Genomic DNA, 20063 nt, shown 5'->3' on the forward strand with positions numbered 1-20063 from the left:
GCAGGCGTCATCATGAATTTTCAGGACAAAAGACTACGTATTCTTATCATCGGGGTCGTTATTATTTTAGGTATCGTGGCATTTCGCGTCATATCAAATATTATGGCCCGGAATGAGCAGGCGAACAAGAGCAACCAGGGACGTACGGCTGTCATTATGGCCGCTTATCCGAAACGGCAGACTATTGTGCCGAAATTCCGTTTCTCCGGTACGCTGGATCCTATCTGGCAGGCAGATGTGGCCGCCAAGGTGGACGGGCGTATTGAGCAGGTGCTGGTTCAGGAAGGCCAGGCTGTCGAGGCGGGGCAGTCTCTGGTCGTGCTGGAGCAGGTAGACACGGCGGCGGGCCTGATGAATGCGAAAGGGTCCTATCTGGATGCTAAAACAAATTACGAAAAAGCCAGAATGGATGTAAAACGCTACGAAGCCCTGTACGAAAGAGGCGCAGTTTCCAAAGAGGCGCTGGATAACATGCGGTTTGCCCTGGAAAATGCCAGAGGCAAACTGGATGCGGCGAAAGGCAGTCTCGCCTCCGCAGAATCGAGCTTGGGCGGAACGACAGTGACTACGCCCCGGGCCGGTGTGGTTCAGAAACGGTATTACCAGGAAGGGTATTACGCTAAAGTTGGCACTGCCCTGTTCAATATTGCGGATATTTCCGTATTGTCGGCTAAAATCGATATTCCGGAAGGTTATGTCAGCAGTGTGGCGGTGGGGGGAAAAGTTGAATTTACCATTCCTTCCATGAGCGGCGAAAACAAAAAGGTGGAGGGGACCATCGTCCGGATCAGCCCGGTGGCGGTCCAGCCTTCCCGTACCTTTGAGGCGGAAGTCGTGGTTGATAACCGGGATAACCGCCTGCGCGGCGGCGTGTATGCCGAAGCGCTGATTACCGCTATTCCCAAAGATAATGTTCTGACCATTCCCATGACGGCCATTTCCATGCGGGACGACCAGCGTACCTGTTATGTCATTGAGGACGGCAAGGCAGTGCGTAAAGTTCTGACTACCGGATATATCGGGGAAAATCTGGTTGAGGTATTGAACGGCATAACCGAAAAAGACTATATCATCACCGGCGGCCTGAACAAAATCCGGGAAGGCGTCAGTGTTAAGGTTTCAGAGAAGGGTACGGATAAAGAATGATTGAAACATTTATAAGACGGCCTGTCTTTACCACCATGTTCATACTGGTGCTGATCGTCTTCGGTATCCGTTCCTATCCGGGACTGGGCGTAGACCTGTATCCGGACGTGGACCTGCCTATGGTAGGCGTTACGGTAACCTATGAAGGCACAGCACCGGAAGAGATGGAGACTCTGGTTACCAAACCCATTGAGAACCGCGTCAGTCAGGTTTCGGGGATTAAGACGATAACTTCTACAATTCGGGAAGGATATTCCCAGACGGTGCTGGAGTTTGAAATCGGTACAGACCCCCGCCAGATGGCCAGTGAGGTCCGGGAAAAAGTGGCGGGTGTGCGCCGCCGTCTGCCGGATGACATTGATGAACCGGTGGTCCAGCGGTTTGACATGGCTTCCCAAGCGATTGCCACCTATGCCTTTTCGTCTGATAAGCGGAGCCCCGGGGAAGTCCGCCGCATTCTGAACGACGTGGTCATCGACGGACTTCAGATGCTGGAAGGCGTGGCTGATGTATCGGTGTACGGCGCTGCGGACCGTGCAATCAAGGTCCACGTGAAATCAGAAAAGCTGAAGCAGTACGGAATTTCTTTCCAGACGGTACTGACCAAGGTTAACAATGCTAACATCAACACGCCTGGCGGCAAGGTCCGGGATAACAACAATACGATTACCGTACGTACCATCGGCAAGCTGAATACGGTGGACGACTTTAAACAGATTATTGTGGCCAACAAAGACGGGAAGGCCATCCGTCTCACTGAAATTGCCGACGTGGAAGACGACTGGGAAGACGCGGAGTCCTATTCCCGTACCAACGGGGTCCCTTCCGTGATGCTGGCTATCCGAAAGCAGAGCCGTACCAATACGGTTCAGGTCATTGACGTGGTCAACAAAGAATTGGAAAAGATCATGGAGCATGACCTGCCCCCGGATATTAAGATGTACATCGTCCGGGATCAAAGCCGGTACATCCGCGAGAACGTGGCCGACGTGTGGAACACGATCCTCTTTGGCGGGTTCCTGGCTCTTCTCATCACCTATATGTTCCTGGGCGACCTGCGGGCAACCATCATTGGCGGCCTGGCGATTCCTACATCCATTATTGCAACATTTTTCCTCATGGACATTATGGGCTTTACCCTGAATAACATGTCTCTCATGGGTCTGTCCCTGGCCGTCGGGTTCCTGATCGACGACGCCATCGTGCTGGTAGAAAATATTTTCCGGCACATGGAGATGGGGAAGAAACCGTTCCTGGCCTCGGCGGATGCTACCAAGGAACTGGTGCTGGCAATCCTTGCTACTTCCATGTCGCTGATGGCGGTATTCGTACCCATCGGGAGCATGGGTGAGACGATCGGCCAGTTCTTCAAGCAGTTCGGGCTCACCGTAGCGTTCGCACTTGCCTTTTCCACGATTTCCGCGTATACGCTGACCCCCATGGTTTCGGCCCATTGGCTGAAAGCTCCGGGAACAGAGAAGGATAAAGACTATCGCCCCCGGTTTGTGGATGCGGCTTTGAAGTGTTTCAATGCGGGCTTTGACTATGTCCGGGGACTGTATGACCAGCTGATGGTATTTGCCGTCCGTCACCCGAAAAAAATAATTCTGGGTTCGCTGGTGACGCTGGTCTTCAATCTGTTCCTGCTGCCGTTTGTTGGCACGGAACTGCAGCCAATCTATGACTCCGGCGAATTCCGGGTCAACGTAAAAGCCGCGCCTGGTATCGGGTTGAACCAGATGGCGGAATGGACCTGGCCGTTAGAGCAGGTCCTTATGGAAATGAAAGATGAAGTCCGGGTTGAGAACATGCATCTGGGCGGCGTCCGCACAGCAGTGAATGAAGGCGCTATCGAAGTGAAGCTGAAACCGGCGGAAGAACGAAAGCGGGGCATGCTGGAAATCATGGCTGACCTGCGCGGAAAGTTCAGAAACGTGGGCGACATGCAGGTTGCGGTTGTGACCAATCAGGGCAGTCGGGGCGACCCCCGGCCTGTACAGATCGGCCTTCGGGGCAGTGACTTGGTAAGGCTGACAAAGTATGCCAACGATCTGGCAGAAAAAATCCGGCAGGTACCCGGCTCTGCTGACGTGGAAGTCATTGGTATCGATCCGGAACCGGAAATTATGATACGGCTGGACCAGTCCAAGGCCAGCCAGCTGGGCCTGGATAACACGACCGTAGGTAAGGTTGTACAGTATGCGTTCCAGGGTAAGAGCACTGGCAACTCCTATACGATTGGCAACAATGACTACGATATCATCATCCAGATGGACAAACAGGACCGCCGCACCATTCAGGATGTGGCGAACCTGATGGTTTCTACGGAATCAGGCGGTTACGTTCGGTTAGGGGACGTGGCGGAAGTCAGGTTAGGCTCCGGTCCCACCCGTATCGATCGGGAAGGCAGGCAGCGTCAGATTGCGGTTTACTCCAATGCAGTGGGTATTTCCACCGGCGATTTGCTGAAAGTGATTGAAGAAAAGCTGATCCCAGAACTGAATATGGATATCGGGTACCGTTACCGGCTTGTTGGTAACTCCGATATGATGAGCCGTATCTTTGGAGAGATCGTCAAGGCCGTTATCCTGGCCATTGTTCTGATTTACATGGTGCTGGCTGCGGAATTTGAAAGTTTCTCTCAGCCGTTTGTTATCATGATGAGTCTTCCTTTTGCCATCATCGGCGCCGTGCTGGGTCTGCTGGTGGCCAATCAGACCGGTAACATGATGTCCCTGATCGGTGCAACCATGCTGCTGGGTCTGGTAACCAAAAACGCAATTCTGTTAGTTGACTATGCAAACCAGGCGAGAGAGAAAGGCATGCCGATTAAAGAAGCAATCCTGGAGGCCTGCTCCTTACGTCTGCGTCCTATCCTCATGACCACCCTTTCCACTATGCTGGGCATGACTCCTGTTGCGCTGGGTATCGGCGCCGGTGCCGAACTGCGGCAGAGCATGGGCGTGGTACTGATTGGTGGTTTGACGACTTCCACCTTACTGACGTTGGTGGTAGTCCCGCTGATTTACATGCTGACGGAAGAATACAAAGAAAAAAGGGCAGCAGCGAAGGGCTAAGCCTGATAACATTTCTTGTTGACCGGGCATCAGAGGAAACGTAATTTTTTATAACTGTTCAGGGTGATTATATATGAGTTATGAAACAGACATTAAGGAAGCGCTGGCAGCGTATAAAGCCGGTACCCTTTCTGACGAAGAAGTGATTGCACGTTTTCATCAATTGAATATGACCGATCTTGGGTTTGCCAAGCTGGATCATGACCGGAGTTTGCGCCGGGGATTCCCGGAGGTTGTGTATTGTGAGGGAAAAACGATTCAGCAGGCTGCTGCGATTTTAACCGTACTGGCCTCCCGCCACAAGAATGTGCTGGGAACCAGAGCCTCGCGGGAATTGTACGAAGCGGTGAAGCCAAATTTGCCGGATGCAGTCTACTATGAACGGGCCCGGCTGATAGTTTTGGAAAAAGAACCTTTGCACAAAGATCCGGACCGCAAAATTGCAGTGATTACAGCAGGGACCAGCGATGTGCCTGTAGCGGAAGAAGCGGCGGTGACAGCGGAAATTATGGGAAACGAAGTCATACGCATTTACGATGTGGGCGTTGCGGGGATTCACCGGCTGCTGGGAAAGGTGGAAGAAATCCGGAGCGCCAATGTGATTGTTGTCATTGCAGGCATGGAAGGGGCCTTGGCAAGCGTGGTGGGCGGACTGGTGGACAAGCCTGTCATCGCAGTGCCGACCAGCGTTGGCTACGGCGCTAATTTCAATGGCCTGTCAGCGTTACTGGGTATGCTGAACAGTTGTAGCGCCGGGGTAGCCGTTGTCAATATTGACAACGGGTTTGGCGCCGGACGTATGGCCAGTATCATCAATCATCTGAGATAGTACGATTATCATGAGGCCGGAAGTCCGGTTTCATTCGTCAGAAGACGTTTTGAAGAACAAAAACTTCCCTTTAAAATGGCCGGAGGCCGAAATACATACTGTACCGGGCAAGAGTCTGGCAGCAGTAATTTGGAGAGGAACATGAAAGCCTTATATTTGGAACCTTTTGCCGGTATCAGCGGCAATATGCTGTTAGGAGCGTTATTGGATGCGGGAGTGCCTTTTGAATACCTGCAGGACGAGTTTGCCAAACTGCATTTGGGAGACTATGAGTTGGTTTTTAAAGGCGTGAATAAAAGCGGAATCCAGGCACGGTACTTTAATGTGCTGCTGCCGGAAGAACAGGAACACGGACATACTCATGGACACTGTCATGACCATGAGCACGGGCATCACCACGAGCATGAGCAGGACCACGCCTGGATGCACGCTCACGGTATAGCCCACAGTCATGACCATGAACACTTGCACGAAGAGAATTGCGATCATGGTCATCATCATGAGCATGAGCAGGACCACCATACACATCATCATCACCACGAACACAGGAACCTTCATGATATTGAAGAGATTCTGGAGCATTCTGAACTCGCTGAAGAGGTCATTGCCAAAGCCAAAGAAGTGTTTCTGGCAATTGCCAAAGCAGAAGCAAAGGTACACGGCAGTACGGTAGAAGAAATTCATTTTCATGAAGTCGGCGCCATTGATACCATTATTGATGTAGTCGGGAATATCCTGGCACTGCAGTATCTGGAAATTGAAAAGATTTTTACTGCTCCGGTAAATACCGGATTCGGCTTTGTGGAATGCGCTCATGGCCAAATGCCGGTTCCGGCTCCTGCTACAGCGGAACTTTTGCAGGGAATGCCGCATTACAGGGGGACTGTAGATAAAGAAATGACAACACCTACCGGGGCGGCTCTTTTAAAAGTTCTGGCTGTTCCGGTGCAGGAAGTGCCTTCCGGTTTTACAGTAACCAGAATTGGTTACGGAGCAGGCACCCGTGATGTTTCCATCCCTAATGTGCTGCGCGTTAACGTGGGTACTTGTGAAGAAAGCTGCGTGCCCGGAGGAATGGATGCCGGGCTCGAAACACTGATTATGCTGGAATGCAATATTGATGATATGAATCCGGAAATATTGCCGTATGTGTTGGACAGGTTATTTGAAGCGGGAGCTAATGACGCCTGGCTGGAGCCTGTTATCATGAAGAAAGGCCGTCCGGCCCAGACGTTGAAAGTGCTTTGCCGGGAACCGGTACAGCTAAAGTTGCAGCAAATTATGTTTACGGAAACGACCACGCTGGGGATTCGCAGATATCCGGTTGCGCGTATCGCGTTAGAGCGACGCTGGCGGGAAGCAGATACGCCTTGGGGGAGTGTGCGTGTTAAGGAAGGTCTGCTGCATGGGCAGGTAATCAATTCTGTTCCGGAATTTGAAGACTGCAAACGTGTAGCGCAGGAAAGCGGGCAACCTTTGAAAAAAGTGGAGGCTGCCGCATTGAACAATAAAAAGTGATTTGTTTTTTTAACGGTTTAAAGAATAATTATCCCCTGTTCTCATCTGGCTGTGAATCGCAAATTTAGAAATCGAGGAACCCATTTTGGACTTTGAAGAATACGTTAACACGATCGAAGAAACGCTGTGCCCATTGGGAAATGTACAGACGAAAGACATCAATTACGGCGTTCAGATTATTCTGACTGATACCGCTAAAAAAGTTACTCTCAATATTTATAACGGAAAAAAAGGAATCCGTCTCGTCTGGGGTGGCGGGGATTCGGAATTGCAGACCCGGGCCATGGATTTGGTGCATCAAATCCATTCCGGAAATACAGGGCTGGCTAATCGTGCAGCAGCTGTTTCCAGAAATGAAAACGGGACAAATTCGACAAAATCACCTTCAGCTGACAGTATATCAGACGTGAGTAAGCCATGGCACATAAATGAAACTGAACAAATCCATATGAGTTCCGGGCAGACACGTATTCTCTTATCTGACGAATCGGGCTTTTCCGGCATCTGGATGGGGAGCGACGAAAGCGGAAAAGGAGATTTTTTCGGACCGCTGGTGGTAGCTTCAGTATGTCTTGACATAGCAGGCGGTAACACATTAGTGGCTGCGGGCGTAAGAGATTGCAAGTCCATGACGGACACGAGGATCTTGACGCTGAGAGAACTGATTGAAGAAACAGCGCTTGCTTATACTGTCCTTGTTATGAAACCCCATGTGTATAATATACGGTATGGACAGGTGCAGCAGCAGGGCGGTAATCTGAATACCCTGTTGGCGCTGGGGCATATTGCGGCACTGAAACAGACCTGGCAGAAATACCCGCAATGCCGGCAGGCTCTGGTGGATCAGTTTGCTAAAAACGACAGTATTCCTGAAGGGGTCCGCGCTTTTGCTCCGGAGATGAAGGTCTGGCAGCGACCCCGGGCAGAAGAGGATATTGCGGTAGCGGCGGCCAGTGTGCTGGCCCGGGCTGCTTTTTTGCAGACGATACAGGACATGGGAAAGGAAGCCGGCATCGGAAAGATTCCCAAAGGCGGAGGAGAGGCTGCGACCAATGCCGCGCGGCGTCTGGTACAGAAAAAGGGAACAGAAGTATTGGAAAATTTTGTGAAGTTGCACTTTGCTAATACGCAAAAGATATAACAGCTGTAGCAACGGGTAACATATATCATGTTGCGTAAGATGACGCAGCAGGAAAACTGGTGACCAAGGAAAATGCATCGTAATAAACTATATAAACGGATTGCGCTGGTAGTTATATTTGTACTTGCTATTTCGGCGGCAGTCATCTATTTTACATTTGATATCCGGGCGTTGGATTACCTGACCATGTTTTCTTCATGGTCTGTTTTGTGCGCTCTGGGGGCTCTGGCCATCGGGCTGTTCTTTGACGGCACGAGGCTGCTGACCCTGACCCGGATCACTGGGGAAGATCTGCCTTTGCCCGATGTGGTTAAAGTGGTGTTAAGTAATTACTTTCTGGCGGTGCTGACTCCCGGTGCAACCGGCGGAGCAATTGCCCAGGTTATGTTTATGCGCCGGGCCGGTGTGTCGGTGGCCCGTTCTACCGTAATCATCCTTGTACGGACCATTATGTCCATCTTTTTCCTGATAGTCATGCTGCCCATCTTTATGAAGCAGGACGAAGCCATCACCAGTTGGGTCCCCATGCCTGTCATCATGACAGTTTCAGTGATTTTTATCGCTATTCCCGTAGCCGCTGTTGCACTGATGCGTACAAACTACCCGAAACGGATTATCTACTATTTCTCCCGGTATTTTCGGCATGAACGTCGGCGCCAGGCGTTCCGCTTGTACTATGATTTTCGTCAGGCGGTCTATATCATGGGGAAACAGCCTGTTATGGTGTTGCGGGCGTTTATCGAGTCAGGCGTCAGCCTGACCTTCATTTATCTGACAGTTCCCGCATATTTTCTGGGCCTGCAGTTCCCCTTTGACCTGGTTCAGGTTATGGGACGTATGTACCTGCTGAATCTGGTGCTGTATTTTTCACCTACACCGGGAGGCAGCGGCATTGCGGAAGCAGGGTTTGTGGCGCTCTTTAATCATCTGGTGCCCAACGGTACAGTAGGGATTCTGGCTGTTTTATGGCGGTTTACGGCAGAGTATCTGCCTTTCATCTTAGGAGCTTTCATCACCTTGCGTGCCTTTGGTTCCAATGTACTTTCCATTGCGGAAAAGAATACAAATCAGAAAGGTTCTGCGGAATGAACCGGTGGAATGGAGGGGTTCTTCTCTGGGCCGGTTTGGTATTGCTCAGTAGCGTACTGTTTTTATACGGAACCCTGGTCACACCGGCTAAACCGTTGACCTGGTCTGTTGTTCCCACGCTGCTGGCAGGCATATTCCCATGGACCGGCCTGTTGCTGAAATCCTGCAAGGACGGTATTTCAGAAAGCCGGACAGAAGATCTGCGCCGGAATCTGTGTTTGCTGTTATGGGGCGTGACGGCCCTGACTGTTTGCAGTTGGTTTCAGGTGCAGCGGGTTCTTGGTCTGGTGCTGGGTTTTCCGGCCTTTGCCATGCTGACCGGCTGGAACATTGACCGCATGCTGCGGGAAGAGGGGAACCGCTTTACGGGCTGGGCCCGGGCCAGCGTGCTAACCTGTTTGCTGGCTGCCGCAGGCTGTGTGTTGATTGTGCAACATATGCCGGAGCTGTTATTCGGCGGAATGGTGCTTTCGCTGGTGATTTTGATGATGGGAGCCGGTATCGGTATTGCACTGCTGTATTACAGGGACGGTGTGCTGGCTGTATGGATTCATGTGGCCACCGGGGTATTGGTTATGTTTATCCTTTATTTTTTCCTGCTGCCGGTAGCCGGGATCCAGATGTAAAGAAGAGTGCCTACTGGTTTGTCTGCACGCCAGTCAGCGTATAAATTCATCTATAAGGTTTTTCATGTGCTGTGGAAGGCTTTTCCCGGGTTTCCTGAAGGGGGGAATAACGATGATATATACCGTAACCTTTAATCCGTCTTTGGACTACACGGTGCACATGCCGGTGTTTCGGGCGGGGGCTATCAACCGTGTCGTTCAGGAGGCTGTTTATCCCGGAGGAAAGGGGATTAATGTTGGTATTATTCTCCGACGTCTGGGGCTGCCGGTGAAACTGCTGGGTTTTGTAGCCGGCTTTACCGGAGCGGAAATCGAACGCCTTTCCGGTCTGGCCGGTTGCCAGTGTGACTTTATCCATCTGAAAGAAGGGCTGTCCCGGATCAATGTAAAAATCGGCGCCGGCAAAACTGTGCTGGCCGGAGAGGAAAAAGCGGCCGGTACAGAAGCGGCGCTGGCAGAAACCGGAGCGGAAACGGCAGTCAACGGGTTAGGTCCTGAAATATCCGATGAAAATCTGCAGCTGCTGTTTCGGCAGTTTGATGCATTAGGATGTGAAGACATACTGGTGCTGTCCGGGAGTATTGCCAAAGGACTTCCCTCGGATACCTACCGGAAAATTTTGGAACGGATGAAAGGAAAACAGGTCCGTGTGGTGGTGGATGCAGAAGGGGAACTTCTGACCAGTGCCATACCCTGCCATCCTTTTTTGATAAAACCGAATAAAGAAGAGCTGGAAGAGTTATTTAAACAGGAACTGCGCTCTGACGAAGATGTGGTTGCCTGCGCTGAAAAACTGCGGCAGCAGGGAGCCGGAAATGTACTGGTGTCTTTGGGTGGCGACGGGGCTCTTCTGGCAGGTGAGGATGGCAAGACATATCGCTGTCTTTCTCCCAAAGGCACTCTGGTGAATTCGGTAGGGGCCGGAGACAGCATGGTAGCCGGATTCCTGGCAGGTTATGAACGCAGCGGCGGAAACTTGTCGGAGGCTTTACGATATGGAATTGCCAGTGGAAGCGCCACGGCATTTAAGGACTGGTTGGCAGAGCGGGAGGAAATCGAAGCGCTGCTGGCCGGAATATGAGATGTGCCGACTGTAACAGGGCGGCGGAAAGGAAACGCTATGCGTATTACAGACCTCTTAAAACCGCAGAGCATTGATTTGAATGCTGTAGTTGCTGACAAGCCGGCGGCAGTGGAGCGATTGGTGGACTTGATGGAGGCCGGCGGAAATTTGGCTGATAAGGCTCTGTACAAAGCAAGGGTGCTGGCCCGGGAAGCGGAAGGCAGCACCGGTATCGGGGAAGGGATTGCTATCCCTCATGCAAAGACGGAAGCGGTGAAGGCTCCCGGACTGGCCAGCATGATTGTGCGGGCCGGGGTGGACTACGAAAGCCTGGACGAAGAACCGGCCTTCCTGTTTTTCCTGATTGCGGCTCCGGCCGGAGGAGAAAATGTTCATTTGGAAGTATTGAGCCGGCTTAGCCGGATGTTGATGGACGATGAGTTCCACGAAGCGTTGATGAACGCCAAGACGCCGGAAGAGTATCTCCGGATTATTGATGAGGCGGAGAAAATCCAGATAGAGCAGGAAGAAGCGGAAGCAGAGGAGGAACGGAGACAGGCGGAGGCGGAACAGGCTGCAGCGGCTGCGGAAAAAGCAATCGGAGCCGGCGAGGATGCCGGAACTGCAAGTGCAGGGGCAGCGCGTGTTGCAACAGCTGTCGGGGCAGCGGCAGACTCCGGCAAACCATTTGTGGCTGCTGTGACGGCCTGTCCTACCGGTATTGCCCATACCTATATGGCGGCAGAAGCCCTGGAGCGGAAAGCCGCTGCTATGGGGATAGATATTAAAGTTGAGACCAACGGATCCGGCGGCGTGAAAAACACTCTGACGGCGGCTGATATTGAAAGAGCTGCAGGGATTATCGTCGCCTGTGACAAGAATGTTCCGGTGCAGCGGTTTGCCGGGAAAAAAGTTTTGTTTGTAAAAGTGTCCGCTGGAATCAAAGAACCGGAAAATCTGATTAATACCATTCTGAAAGGGGAAGCTCCTGTCTTTAGCGGAGAGGGTGCTCCCTCTGATGAACCGGCTGCCGCGGCGGCAGAAGGGGAAAGCGTAGGCCGTCAGATTTACAAACATCTGATGAACGGTGTGTCCCATATGCTGCCTTTCGTGATAGGCGGCGGCATCCTCATTGCCCTGGCGTTCCTGTTTGATATGGGCAATGCGGGTACGGCCAACTTCGGCTCCGGCACTCCGCTGGCTGCTTTCCTGAAAAACATTGGCGGCCTTTCCTTCAGTATGATGATGCCGATTCTGGCAGGTTACATCGCCATGAGTATCGGCGAGCGTCCGGCGCTGATGCCCGGCGTGGTAGGCGGCTTCCTGGCAGTGAACGGGGGTTCCGGTTTCTTCGGCGCTCTGTTTGCCGGCTTTATTGCCGGGTATTTGGTAAATTGGCTAAAAAAAGTCTTGTCCGGCCTGCCTCAGGCCCTGGAAGGAACCAAGCCGGTACTGTTGTATCCGGTGCTGGGATTGCTGCTGATGGGAATTATTATGACGTACATCATCAACCCGCCTACGGCAATGTTCAACAAATGGCTGGCGGGTGTACTGGCCGGTATGTCTTCTTCCAGCAAAGTGATCCTGGGATTTATCCTGGGCGGCATGATGTCTATTGACTTCGGCGGGCCTATCAATAAAGCGGCCTATGTGTTCGGCACGGCGTCCCTTGCCGGGGCTTCCGGCCAGGCCGTTTCTTCCGGCATCATGGCTTCCGTTATGATTGGCGGCATGGTTCCCCCCATTGCCATCGCTCTCTGCACGTTGCTGTTCAAAAAGAAATTTACGAAGCAGGAACGTTCTTCCTGTGTGACGAACTTTATTATGGGATTTAGTTTTATCACGGAGGGGGCGATTCCTTTTGCGGCGTCCGATCCCCTGCATGTGATTCCGGCGTGTGCTATCGGTTCCGCAGTGGCCGGCGCTCTGTCCATGCTGTTTAACTGTACCGTGCCGGCGCCTCATGGCGGTCTGTTCGTGTTTGGTGTAGTTACAAACTGGCCCATGTATTTTGTGGCGCTGCTCATCGGGGCTTTGGTGGCCTGCTTTGTTTTAGGATTTACCCGCAAGGATGCCGTTGAATGAGTTTGTTATTAAAATATAAATAGATGTTTACAAATTTGGATTTATTAAATTTTGTGTAAAGGGAGGAATAACGTATGAAAACATTTACCTATGCCATTACCGATGCAGCCGGCATTCATGCCCGTCCCGCAGGCTTACTGGTCAAAGAAGCCAAAAAATTTGAGAGCAAGATTTCCGTGGCCAAAGGCGCCCGGAAGGCTGATTTGAAAAAACTGTTTGCTGTCATGGGCTTGGGCGTAAAACAGGGAGAAGTAATCACCGTAGATGTGGAAGGTGCGGATGAAGAAGCGGCTGCAGCTGCTGTAGAAGCGTTCCTGAAAGCTAATTTATAGAAATACGGATGGATCAGCGTTTCCATAATCTGTACTGTTTAATGTACTGTTAAAAACGGACCGGGGAAGGAGGCACAGTCCTGCAGGGCATCAATGAGCCGCAGTTCTCCGGTCTTCTTGTCATTGCTATACAGGAGAAATGTATGCTTACGATTACAGGAAAACCCGTATATGGGGCCATCAGCATCGGACCGCTGGCTTTGTTCCACCGCAATACTATTTCTACGGCTGCCCGCACGATAACAGATCCGGAAGCGGAAGTGCAACGCTTTCAGTCAGCACGTGAAGAGGCTGCGGCCCAGTTGGGGCAATTATATGAAAAAGCGCTGGAGACAGTGGGCGAGGAAGACGCCGCCATCTTTGAAATCCACCAGATGATGCTGGAGGACGATGAGTATATTGAAGGGGTGGAAAGTCATATCCGGGAAGAGGTGCTGAATGCGGAAGCGGCTGTGGACAGGACTGCCCAGGAACTTGCCGCCATGTTCCGGGGCATGGATGACGAATACATGCAGGGACGGGCAGCGGACGTGCTGGATATCTCCCGCCGGGTGGAGCAGATTTTAAGCGGTGGCCCGGCAATTGATTTTTCCCAGTATGATCAGGTGATTCTGGCCGCGGATGACCTGGTCCCCAGCGAAACCATGCAGCTTGACACGAAAAAAATATTAGGCTTTGTGCTGTCCGGCGGCAGTGCCAGTTCCCACACAGCCATTCTGGCCCGGAACCTGGGCATTGCCACTGTGGTCAACACCGGTACCCAGATTCATACGGACCTGGAGGGGAAAATGGCAGTCGTTAACGGTTTTACCGGCAACGTGTATCTGGATCCGGATGAGGCTACGCTGGCAGCTATGCAGGAAAAGCAGAAACAGGCGCAGGCTGAACGGGAACGGCTGGAGAACGTCCGGGGTAAGGAAAGCGTGACGCAGGACGGGCAAAAGGTTCTGATTTATGCCAACGCAGGAAATCCTGCCGACCTGCCTCGTGTCGTTGCCAGCGATGCGGAAGGCATCGGTCTGTTCCGCAGTGAGTTCCTGTATCTGGAAAATGATGATTATCCTACGGAAGAGCAACAGTTTGAAGCTTATAAAAAGGCGCTGACGGCCATGGAGGGCAAACGCGTTGTCATCCGTACCATGGACATCGGCGCGGATAAAAAAGCTGATTATTTTGATCTGGATCCGGAAGAAAATCCCGCTATGGGACTTCGGGCTATCCGCATCTGCCTTACAAGGCCTGAATTGTTTAAAACCCAGCTGCGGGCTCTGTGCAGGGCTTCCGTGTATGGCAGGCTGGCCATCATGTTCCCCATGATCATTTCGGTGGAAGAGGTAAGGAAGGCTAAAGCTTTGCTGGCAGAGGTGATGGCCCAGTTGAAAAAAGAGGGGATTCCCTGTGCGGAGCAAATCGAGACAGGCATCATGATTGAGACTCCTGCGGCAGCACTGGTCAGTGACGCGCTGGCGGAAGAAGTGGACTTTTTCAGCCTGGGTACCAACGATCTGACCCAGTACACCCTGGCTATCGACAGGCAGCAGACCAAACTGGACGATTTCTTTGATCCTCATCATCTTGCTGTTTTGCGCCTCATTGAGATGACGGCGAAAAATGCTCACAAAGCCGGTATCTGGGTGGGCATATGCGGAGAGTTGGGAGCTGACCTTTCCCTGACAGAAGCGTTCCTGCGCATGGGGATCGACGAGCTTTCTGTTTCCGCAACCAGCGTGCTGCCCCTGCGGGATAAAGTGCGGAGCCTTAACTTAAAAGCATAAAGATATTGTTGCTCAGCGGATTAAATCGATATACCAATTAGAGGACACTGCCGATATGAAAGAATTTAACCTTCCTTTGTTCATGAAAGTAAAACCAGACGCCTTAAAAGAACTGAAAGATAACCTGGATTTGTATTTCCCGGATGTTATCGGCAAACGGATTTTGATTTTAACAACAGACGGCTTGCTGCAAATGCTGGAAAAAAAGGTTACCCTCATGCTGTCACAGTTGAAAGACTATGAAGTGGTTACCGTAGAGTCCAGTTCTTATGATTATGCTGTTTCTATTGCCAAAAAGATCAGTATGGAAGGCGTTCGGATGATTATCGGCTTTGGCGGAGGCACTGCGCTGGACACGGCAAAGTACGCTGCTTTTGTGGCGAATGTGCCGTATATTGCCATCCCCACAGCATTAAGTAATGATGGCGTATGTTCCCCTGTTTCCGTGCTCTTTTCCAAAGGAAACAGGACCCATTCCTTTACGTCGAAAACACCGGATGGGCTTCTTATTGACACGGATATTGTTTTAAAATCACCGCGTTTGCTCCAGGAAGCCGGGGTCGGGGATGTTATCAGCAACTATACTGCCCTGTATGACTGGGAACTGGATTGCAAATATAATCACGGACAGCCTAATGACTTTGCTTATATGCTGTCAGAAAGGGCCGTGAACGCGCTGCTGTATTCCAATATAAAATCATTTACCAGTCCGGAGGGTGTAAAAATGCTGGCCCAGTCCCTTGTATTGGGGGGACTTGCCATGCAAATCGCGGGCAGTTCACGCCCCTGCAGCGGTTCAGACCATCTGTTCTGTCATGCATTAGATGAATTATTTGATCATGGCCTTCCTCACGGTATAGTGGTAGGCATCGGCACGATTGGCGCTGCCTGGCTGCAGAAGCGAGATTACCGGATGTTGCTGGAATTCCTGAAAGAATACGGGATTGACATTAATCCGAAACACCGGGGTATTACGGAAGTTATGTTTGTCAGGGCCTGGCTTTTCGCCCGGGAAGTACGTAAAGAACGGTATACGGTTTTAAACAATATGGAAATGATGCCAAAACGGATGCGGGAAGACATGTTTAAAGAACTGTACGCCCTGATGTGCCGGATATGATGCGGTAGGTTTTATAACTTATCAAAGGGCATTATTGCATTACAACCAAAAAACAGCACCGGTAGTTTTCCGTATCCTTTTGCAGGGAGAAAGAAAAACATCCCGGTGCTGTTTTGTTTTTAGCTCTCTATTATTATTTTTATATTTATAAGAGTTCTTTCAGTTCTTTCAGTTTTCGGGAAAATTTGTCCAGCGTGACCTGTATCGGCTGTGGCGTGTTCAGGTCTACGCCCGCATCTTTTAAAATATTCAGGCTGTAGTCGCTGCCGCCTGCATGTAAAAAGGTCAGATACTTTTCCACTGCTGAACCTGATTGGCGGGTCGCTGTCATGCTTTTTGTTTTGTCATTAACCCGGGATTCAGGTTTGTGGTTTTGATCGGCTTCTTTCAGGATTGCTTCGCTGAATGCCGTTGCGGCGCTGTAGCCCGTTGCATATTTATATACATAAAACGGAGTGTGGAAATGGGGGATGCGGCTCCATTCACTGCCTAACTCTTTATCGACTGTCAGGTCGGTACCATAATACTTCCGATTACTTTCCAACCAGTATTGCTCCAGTGTTTCTGCCTGTAAGGACTCTCCTGCGGTTATTTTGTCGTGAATGAATTTTTCGAACTCAGCAAATTGAACCTGCCGGTATACCGTGGTCCGTACAGCTTCCAGGAACTGGTTCAGCAAAAAGATTTTCTGCGCTTTATCAGCATTGGCCAGCGCATACTCCAGCAACAGATTTTCATTGGTTGTTGAAGCCACTTCGGCACAAAAGATACTGTATTCGCTTTTCGCATAGGGTTGGGCCTGGTTGCTGAAATAGCTGTGAAGGGAATGCCCCAGTTCATGGGCCAGTGTTGAGATGCTGTTATAGCGGGGCTGAAAGTTTAACAATACATAAGGATGGACACCATATACGCCCCAGGAGTAGGCTCCGCTGCGTTTCCCTTTGTTTTCATAAATGTCGATCCACCCTTCTGTCATGGCTTTTTGTAGAATGTCGCTATAGCTTTCGCCCAGTGGCTGCAGTGCGTGTTTTACCATTTTGCAGGCTTCGTCAAAGGTAACGGAAAAACATTTTTCGCCTTCCGTTGATAAAGGAACATACAGATCATACGGATGAAACTCATCATATCCCAGAACTTCTTTTTTCAAGGCGATATATTCATGAAGCGGTTCCAGATTGGCATGTATGGTCCGGATCAGATTATCGTAAAGGCTGACAGGAATATTATCTTCTGCCAGGCTGGCTTCCCGGGTATCTTTGTATCCGCGTACTCTGGCGTAAAAGAAACTGCTGCGGCAGGTTCCCGTCAGGGTTGCGGCCAGGGTATTCCGGTAACGGTGGTACGTGTTCATCAGGCCGGTAAATGAGTTTTTGCGTAAAACACGGTCATCGCTGGCCATGTTCAGCATATAGCAGCCTTCGCTCACTATGGCGTTATTGCCGTTTCCGTCTTTAATGGGAGGAAATTCCATGTCGGCGGACACCAGCGCGCGGAACGCAGAGGCACCGGTGCCCGTAGCAAGCTGGCTTTGAGCCAGGATAGCTTCCTGTTCGCCGGGCAGGACATGCTCCCGCATCCGTTCCAAATCCTTCAGATAAAAGTCATAGTCAGCAAAAAGATGATCGCTTTTCAATTGTTCCAATTGTTCTTTCGAAAGGGAAGTGATTTCGGAATCGATAAACGAAACCGCATTATAGAAGGAAGCCAGGAGCCCTTCCGCTTTTCCGGAGAGGGCCTGGGCATTGGTATTGCCGTTGTCGGCGTCTTGCTGGAGCCGGGCGTAGGCGTAAATCTTATCAATCTCCTGGGACAGCCGATCGCGCAATTGCAGAACCCGCAACAATATAGCCGGTTCTTTCAGGCTTCCCTGGCATGTTTCCAGTCCTGCAATCAGTTCTTTTAAGCCGGCACAGGCCTTATCCCATTCTTCCTGTGAAGCGTAGATGTCGTGAATGTTCCACTGGCAGTCAGCAGGGATGCTCTTTCTGTCAATATTGCTTCCATGAGGTGGTGTATTCATAATGCCTCCTTTAATTCTTGTTGCATTTTACACAATTCTTTACTATTATAACACTATGAGTTACGAAATATCATGTTTTTTTAAGCAGGGAAATCATTATGCAGGCATTTTTTATAGGAATTAACAGCAAGTATATTCATACAGCCCTGGGTATCCGTTACGTAACGGAATACTGCAGGGAACGGGGGATTGCAGCCCATATGCTGGAAGCGACAGTGAACGAGCCGGTTCTTTCCGTCCTGATCCGTATTACGGAAAAGATTGAGGCTTGCAGTGTTGCAGAGAATGAACCGATTCTGATAGGACTGGACGTACATATATGGAACCGGCGTTTTGTGCTGGAACTGGGAGAACTGCTGCGGAAAGTTCTTCCGGACTCTTTTTTGATGCTGGGCGGTCCCGAGGTCATGTTTCAACCGGCCATAGTTTTTGAGGAAGCCCGTTTTGCGGATTTTATTGTCTGCGGAGAAGGAGAAGAGGCCACAGCAGAGTTTTTGCAGTGCCTTACGCAATTGGGGCAGAAAGAAACAGAAACCGGTTTATCTTGTGACGTACAGAAAATCACGAGAGAAAATATAAGCCGTTGGAAATCATTACTGCCGGCAGGGGTCGCCTGCCGGGACGAGTCGGGAGGAGCCTCTGTTCCCGATAAGCCGCTGGTTGTGGAAAACCTGGACAGTCTGCCGTTTCCGTATCCTGACCTGGACGAAGTGGCAGCTCAGCACAAAATTTTTTATTATGAAGCATCCCGGGGATGTCCTTTTCATTGCGCATACTGTCTGTCCGGAATTTCACACTCGGTACGCAGGCGGAGCCTGAAACTGGTACTGGAAGATATGGACCGGTTTATGGAGGCCGGGGCCGGGTTGGTGAAATTTGTAGACCGGACCTATAACCTGGATGAGAATTATTATCTTCCCATGATGCAGTATCTGGCCGCGGCAGACACGAAAACCACGTTTCACTTTGAAATTAAGGCCGATATCCTGAGCCCCGGAGTTGTGAAGTTCCTGCAGACGGTTCCTAAAGGTCGTTTCCAGCTGGAAATCGGAGTGCAGAGTACGGATCAGGATGTGTTGCGGGTGATTGGACGAAAAGATGACTGGGAACGGTTAAAAGAGAATGTGACCGCCTTGCGGGAACGCGGTAATATGCATCTTCATCTGGATTTGATAGCAGGGCTTCCGTTACAAGGCTTGGAAAGTTTTGCGCGTTCCTTTGATGATGTATACAATCTGCAACCGCATGCGTTGCAACTCGGTTTTTTAAAGGTGCTGTCCGGTACGGAGATGGAAAGAGTTTCCGGCCGGCATGGGCTTGTTTACATGGATCAGCCTCCCTATGAAATATTATCTACCAACTGCATGAGTTATAAAGAGATGCGTTTTCTTAAAATACTGGAAGAAGTATTTGATTTAACGTACAACAGCGGCAGATTTCCGTTTACGCTCGCATATCTGGCAGAGCAGATGGGAAAAGGATCCGCTTTTGGATTTTACCGGAAACTGACGGAATGGTACCGGCAAAAAGGGCTGGCCGGTCTGGGGCATAACGCCATGGAAACAGCGGGTATATTGTTCACGTATGTTAAAGAAAGACAGCCGGAATTACTGTTCCCGGTGCGCGAACTGCTTCGTCTGGATGTTTTGCAGCATCTGCCGAACTTTAAGCCGGACTGGCTGATGTGGCGTACGGCAATGAATTATGAAAAGGCCACTGCCTTTTGGCGAAATGAAGGACTGGTGCGTAAATATGTGCCGGATTATTCCTTTAAAAACTGGCGGACTTTACACAAAAAGTACGCGTTGGAAGAATTTTTGTTCAACCCGTGGACGGGGGGAAAAAAATCTGTTTTTGTTTTGGTAAATTATAATGAAATGCGCTTGACAAGAATTGAAACGGATGCTATTATATATAAGCCGTCGGTTGACGGCGGAACCTTGAGAACTGAATAACGAACCAGATGAATGTGCGGGTCAGCCCCTTCGGGGACAGACCTGAAAAAGTCAAAGAAATTCTGAACAACAAGAAGAGCCGAATCGGCTTTCTATAAAGTATTATGGAGAGTTTGATCCTGGCTCAGGACGAACGCTGGCGGCGTGCCTAACACATGCAAGTCGAACGGGGATTTTGTTTCGGCAGAATCCTAGTGGCGAACGGGTGAGTAACGCGTAGGCAACCTGCCCCCCGGATTGGGACAACACCCCGAAAGGGGTGCTAATACCGGATACGAAGATAGCAC

At 50.7% G+C, this 20063-nt stretch carries 14 protein-coding genes and 1 rRNA gene; 14 read left to right on the forward strand and 1 reads right to left on the reverse strand.

The window, feature by feature from the left end; genetic code table 11:
* Positions 1-12 precede the first annotated feature (12 nt).
* From BM159_RS06095 to BM159_RS06150, 12 genes are all read left to right on the forward strand, one after another.
* Positions 13-1146 carry an efflux RND transporter periplasmic adaptor subunit gene (locus BM159_RS06095; protein WP_093913365.1) on the forward strand — a complete coding sequence of 378 codons (1134 nt, stop codon included), beginning with the start codon at positions 13-15 and terminating at the stop codon, positions 1144-1146.
* Positions 1143-4223: an efflux RND transporter permease subunit gene (locus tag BM159_RS06100; protein ID WP_093913366.1), complete on the forward strand. Its 3081-nt coding sequence runs from the start codon at positions 1143-1145 to the stop codon at positions 4221-4223. The genes BM159_RS06095 and BM159_RS06100 overlap by 4 nt, the downstream gene beginning before the upstream one ends.
* A 73-nt stretch (positions 4224-4296) precedes the next feature.
* Complete coding sequence (gene larB / locus BM159_RS06105) at positions 4297-5052, forward strand: nickel pincer cofactor biosynthesis protein LarB (protein ID WP_093913367.1); 756 nt, start codon at positions 4297-4299, stop codon at positions 5050-5052.
* A 141-nt stretch (positions 5053-5193) separates the two neighbouring features.
* Positions 5194-6570, forward strand: coding sequence for a nickel pincer cofactor biosynthesis protein LarC (gene larC, locus BM159_RS06110; protein ID WP_093913368.1), 1377 nt, complete (start codon positions 5194-5196; stop codon positions 6568-6570).
* An 85-nt stretch (positions 6571-6655) separates the two neighbouring features.
* Positions 6656-7711, forward strand: a complete 1056-nt coding sequence (locus tag BM159_RS06115; protein WP_093913369.1) for a ribonuclease HIII — start codon at positions 6656-6658, stop codon at positions 7709-7711.
* A 72-nt stretch (positions 7712-7783) separates the two neighbouring features.
* Positions 7784-8800, forward strand: a complete 1017-nt coding sequence (locus BM159_RS06120; RefSeq protein ID WP_093913370.1) for a lysylphosphatidylglycerol synthase transmembrane domain-containing protein — start codon at positions 7784-7786, stop codon at positions 8798-8800.
* Entirely contained in the window at positions 8797-9426 is a 630-nt protein-coding gene (locus BM159_RS06125; protein WP_093913371.1) for a hypothetical protein, read from the forward strand. The genes BM159_RS06120 and BM159_RS06125 overlap by 4 nt, the downstream gene beginning before the upstream one ends.
* 112 nt (positions 9427-9538) lie before the next feature.
* On the forward strand, positions 9539-10507 hold the full coding sequence (locus BM159_RS06130; RefSeq protein ID WP_093913372.1) for a 1-phosphofructokinase family hexose kinase: 969 nt from the start codon (positions 9539-9541) through the stop codon (positions 10505-10507).
* A 39-nt stretch (positions 10508-10546) separates the two neighbouring features.
* Positions 10547-12574 carry a PTS fructose transporter subunit IIABC gene (locus tag BM159_RS06135; RefSeq protein WP_093913373.1) on the forward strand — a complete coding sequence of 676 codons (2028 nt, stop codon included), beginning with the start codon at positions 10547-10549 and terminating at the stop codon, positions 12572-12574.
* Positions 12575-12648: 74 nt separating this feature from the next.
* Positions 12649-12906 carry an HPr family phosphocarrier protein gene (locus BM159_RS06140; RefSeq protein ID WP_093730802.1) on the forward strand — a complete coding sequence of 86 codons (258 nt, stop codon included), beginning with the start codon at positions 12649-12651 and terminating at the stop codon, positions 12904-12906.
* A gap of 143 nt (positions 12907-13049) precedes the next feature.
* On the forward strand, positions 13050-14681 hold the full coding sequence (gene ptsP / locus BM159_RS06145) for a phosphoenolpyruvate--protein phosphotransferase (RefSeq protein ID WP_093913374.1): 1632 nt from the start codon (positions 13050-13052) through the stop codon (positions 14679-14681).
* Positions 14682-14736: 55 nt separating this feature from the next.
* A complete protein-coding gene (locus BM159_RS06150; RefSeq protein WP_093913375.1) occupies positions 14737-15801 on the forward strand; it encodes an iron-containing alcohol dehydrogenase family protein in 1065 nt (354 codons plus the stop codon).
* Between the two features lie 145 nt (positions 15802-15946).
* On the opposite strand, the gene pepF is transcribed toward BM159_RS06150, so the two are convergent.
* Positions 15947-17821: an oligoendopeptidase F gene (gene pepF, locus BM159_RS06155; RefSeq protein WP_093913376.1), complete on the reverse strand. Its 1875-nt coding sequence runs from the start codon at positions 17819-17821 to the stop codon at positions 15947-15949.
* 98 nt (positions 17822-17919) lie between these two features.
* Between pepF and BM159_RS06160 the strand changes: the two genes are divergently transcribed.
* Positions 17920-19776, forward strand: coding sequence for a B12-binding domain-containing radical SAM protein (locus BM159_RS06160; protein ID WP_093913377.1), 1857 nt, complete (start codon positions 17920-17922; stop codon positions 19774-19776).
* Positions 19777-19877: 101 nt separating this feature from the next.
* Positions 19878-20063 (forward strand): 16S ribosomal RNA (locus BM159_RS06165); the annotation flags it as partial.

It is taken from the genome of Succiniclasticum ruminis DSM 9236 (assembly GCF_900112895.1).
Taxonomy (GTDB): domain Bacteria; phylum Bacillota; class Negativicutes; order Acidaminococcales; family Acidaminococcaceae; genus Succiniclasticum; species Succiniclasticum ruminis.